The organism is Frankia tisae (assembly GCF_025403405.1).
Lineage (GTDB): Bacteria > Actinomycetota > Actinomycetes > Frankiales > Frankiaceae > Frankia > Frankia tisai.
Genome location: NZ_JANEZT010000464.1, coordinates 1 through 4,455, shown reverse-complemented (window position 1 = coordinate 4,455; position 4,455 = coordinate 1). Strand labels below are relative to the sequence as shown.

The 4,455-nt window shown below is 69.2% G+C and carries 2 protein-coding genes; both read right to left on the bottom strand.

The annotated features are described in order from the left end of the window. A partial coding sequence (locus NBZ85_RS28125; RefSeq protein ID WP_261562995.1) for an FHA domain-containing protein occupies positions 1-2,543 on the bottom strand: 2,543 nt, incomplete at its 3' end. 807 nt (positions 2,544-3,350) lie between these two features. Further along, positions 3,351-4,455 (bottom strand): LmeA family phospholipid-binding protein (locus NBZ85_RS28120; RefSeq protein WP_308205230.1); only part of this gene is annotated, 1,105 nt, incomplete at its 5' end.

The window sequence follows — 4,455 nt, the reverse complement described above, 5'->3', positions numbered from 1 at the left end:
CCGCTGACGGGGGTGGCGGGGGCGCGCTTGACGGTCTTGGGGTCCATGCGGCGGATCAGCATCGAGACGATGATGATGAACAGAATGCCGATCACGGCGCCGGCGATGATGTCGGTGAGGTAGGTCGACGCGGTGTGGTCGTAGAACGGGTCGACGACGGCCTTCGGGTTGATCAGCTTCTTGGAGCCGTCCGGGCGCAGAATGCCGGCGAGGGTGATGCGGTTCATGTCGGCGATCGACGACATCGACGCGAACCCCCAGCGCGCCGGCGCGATGTAGGCGACCTGCTCCAGGCCGGCGGTGCCCTTGACCGGGACAATGCCGCCGCTGAAGATCAGCTGGGCCATCGTGATCAGGACGAGCAGGGGCATCGTCTTGTCGGCGTTGTCGACCAGCGCCGAGATCAACAGACCGAGCATCGCCGAGGCCAGCGACACCACGATCACCGCGATCAGCATCTCCAGCAGCGAGCTGCCGAGGATGAGACCGGCCTTGGGCGTTCGCCCGGCCAGCCCGATCAGCGTGAACGGGATCGACTGCGCCACCGTGATCAGGATCAGGACGAGGACCTTCGACCCGATGTACGCCGTGCGGGACAGGCCGATGGCTCTCTCACGGCGATAGATCGCCCGTTCCTTGACGATCTCGCGGACCGAGTTCGCCATGCCCATGAAGCAGGCACAGAGCACCATGATCAGCAGGATCGTCGGGCCGTCGGAGTTCGGCGAGAACTGTTTAGCCTGCTCGGCGGTGAGGTCGAAGTTGCCGCCGATGGCTCTGGGTATCAGTCCCAACAGGAACGGGAACGCGATGATCAACCGTAGATAGGACTTGTCTGACGCCACGACGGCCATGGTTCGGCGACTCAGCGTGACAAGCTGGGAGGCCACCGACTGCTGGCGCAGCGAGGGCAGCTCCTCCGGCGCCGGCCGTGCCGAGGGGGCGGTGATCGACGCCGGCACGTAGTACCGCGAGTTGCGGAACCGGGCGGCCGACTCGACGCCCGGTGTCGCCTCCAGGTCGAGGAAGACATCGGGGTAGTCCCGCTTGCCGAAGAAGGACAGCGCGTCCTGGGGCGGCCCGAAGTAGGCGACGTACCCGCCCGGGGCCAACACCAGGATGTAGTCGCACAGATCGAGCTGGGCGACGCTGTGGGTGACGACGATGACTGTCCGGCCGTCGTCCGCCAGCTTGCGCAGCGACTCCATGACGTTCTTGTCCATGCCCGGGTCGAGACCGGAGGTCGGCTCGTCCAAGTAGAGCAGGGTCGGCCGGGTCAACAGCTCCAGGGCCACCGAGGTCCGCTTGCGCTGGCCACCGGACAGCCGCGACACCTGGGTGTTCGCGTGCTGGGTCAGGCCGAGCTCGGCGAGGACCTCGTCGACGCGGGTGCGCCGCTCCGCCTTCGTGACGTCCGGCGGGAAGCGAAGCTCGGCGCCGTACTCCAGGGCCTTGCGCACGGTGAGCGAGGTGTGCAGCAGGTCCTCCTGCGGCACGTAGCCGATGCGGCGCCGCAGCTCGTCGTAGTCGGAGTACAGGTCACGGCCGGCGTAGCGGACAGCGCCCTTGTCCGCGGGCCGGAACCCGGTAAGGGCGTTGAGCAGGGTGGACTTGCCTGCGCCGGACGGCCCGACGACGCCGAGCAGCGCCCGGCCGGGCAGCTTGAACGTCATGTCGTGCATGAGCTGCTTCTGGCCGGCCCAGACGTTCAGGGCGTCGGCCTCGAAACTGACGTCGCCGGAGTCGATGTACTCGACGAGCTGATCGCCCTCGAGCTGGAAGACGTGGTGGCCGACGGCGATGACGTCGCCCTGGCCGACCTCCGTCCGGTTGATCCGGCGGCCGTTGACGAACACGCCGTTGGCCGAGTCGAGGTCGGCGATCTGCAGGCCCGAACGGCCGATGTAGAGCTCGGCGTGCCGGCGGGAGGCGAGCAGGTCGGTGATCACGATGTCGTTGTCCCGGGCGCGGCCGATCGACATCGTGCCCTGGCGCAGCCGGTAGGTGGTGCGCCGCTCGTGCTCCTGCTCGAGGCTGGTGGAGCCGCCGGCATGCTCGTCGCGGCGGTGGTCGTCGTAGTCGTAGTCGCGACCGCGCTGCGCCGGGCTCGTCGGCCCCTGATGGCCCCGGCTACCCCGGCCCGAGGTGGGCCGCGGCGGGGTGTAGCCGGCGGCGTTGGGCAGCATCGTCTGCATGTCGTAGCCGGGGTCGTAGGCCGGCTCGTCGATCGGGCCGCGGCCCTGTGGGAACTCGGGGTGGACGACGACCTCGGGGCCTGTGGGGGTGCCCAGCCGCAACCGCACCTCGTCGTGCACCGACACGGACTCGGGCATCCGCTGCCCGTCGATCCAGGTGCCGTTGGAGCTGATGTCCCGCACGATCCAGCCGCTGCTGGCCTGTTCGAGGAGGAGGTGGCGGCGGGAGACCCGGCTGTCGGCGATGACGTAGTCGGCGGTCCGGGCACGGCCGATGATGAACTGGGCCTCGGCCGGCACGGTGGCCGCACCGGCCTCGGTGACGACTCTCAGGAAGGTCGTCTGCACGTGTTTCCCCCTTCGCGACGGGACGCTGGCCGGGTTGTCCCGCCGAACTCCACCTTGTAACTACGCCAGGTCATGTCACCGAGCCGAGCGATGTCACCGCTTCGAGCGGCGCCACCGGGACAACGGGTGATGCCACGCCGAGCAGTCACGCGGGTTGACCGATCATGCCGGATGTCCGATCGTAGCGTCGAGGGATGACCTTGATCCACCCCGGGTGACGGTTGACCGGCCAGCCGAACGGCATGGCCGCCGTCGCATTCGGCCTCTGGACATCTCTCGGTTTCCTGCCGCCTCTTGATCCTCGAAATGCCGGTTATCCTGCACGGATCTTCTCCGCCGTTGCCCCCCCGGTCGGGCCGCCACCGCGACGACCGTGCCACGGGGGCGACGGCGATGACACGCGACTCCCGTGCGGCACCCTATGAGAATGCCGGCCGGCGGTCTGCGGGAGTGACATCTGTCGCCGATCCGACCGAGGGGGCACCGAACGGCTTCAAGTATCCGACCGTCCGCACACAACTGATTCACATGGCGAGCCCACCGGTGCCACGACTGCCTGCTTCGCGCCCTGGAAATGCCTGCAAGCGCGCCATGTGAAGGTGACGAGCCACGCCGCGCCCACCTGGCCCGGATGGGCGACCGGACGGCCCTGGACGGGCCCGGACCACCTCCTCGGAGGCGTCGGCGCGGCGACCCCCAGGCGATCGCGCGAGCGACACCGGCCAGGACGGCGTCGAGAATGTGGCCGGAATCATGCCCGCCCGGGGAAGATCGGGTTCCGGGCGGGCATGGTCATCGGTGGGCAGGTCAGGACGCCGGCAGAACGACATCCTTGGCGGTCGCGGTGAGCGACAGCCCGGTGGCATTCGTCGACGCCTTGACGATGCGCAGATGGAACGGCAGCCCGGACACCGGAATCGGTACCGGTATCTGGAAACTCACGGGGATGGTGAAGTTCAGGCCGCCCACCACCGACAGCGCGGACGGCACCAGGGTCAGCTTGTTGTCGTTGACCTCGAACGTGGTGATGCCGCTGACCTTCGTACTGCCCAGCCCGAAGGGGCCGTCGATGGTGCCGCTCAGCTCGACCTTCTTCCCACCGTCCACCGGGGCGACCTGGACCTGAACCGCCTGCTTCGCGAGGAAGGCGTTCAGGTCGGCGTAGGTGATGCCGACGGTGGCCCGCACGTCATCGACGGGGACCTGCCCCACGTTGTCGGTCAGGGCGTCCCCCAGCGGCACGTGCAGGCCCTTGAGGTGCGCCTTCACCGAGGAGATCTTCGGTCCCGGGGTGGGAATGCCGTCGATCCCGACGCCGATGTCGGTGAACTTGCCGAACAGGACCTGGGTGAGGAAGGGGAAGCCGCCGATGCTCACGTCGGTCACCTTGGGCACCGGGTCGCCGGGCTTGATGTTCTCGGCGACGGCCGCCTCGACCTGCTTGCGCATCTGCCCCTTGGCGACCACCACGCCGACCCGGTCACCCACGACGAACAGGACGACCAGCACGACCAGCACGATCGCCAGCAGCCGACCGCGCCGCCGACGCCGCCGCGGCGGCTTCGCGGCGGCGGTGGTGCCGGTCGGCGGCGCACCCGCGCCGAACCCGCCCTGCCCCGCCCCGCCGACCCCTGCCAGCCCGTCCTGACCGATCGCCGCGCCGCGTTCCGGGTGATTGCCCTGTTGCTGCCCGTACCCGGCCTGGTCGTAGGCGGGCTGCGGGTACCCGGGCTGCTGATATTCGGGTTGCTGTGTCTGGGGGGCCTCGGGCCGGGTCGAACCCGGCCGTGGCTGACCGGCGGCCGCCGCACCGCCCCGATCGATGATCATCGTACCCTCGGCGGCATCCTCCGGGACGGACCAGCCAGGGCCGGCCTCACCACGACGGCGCACGGCGGCCGTGCTCGTGGCC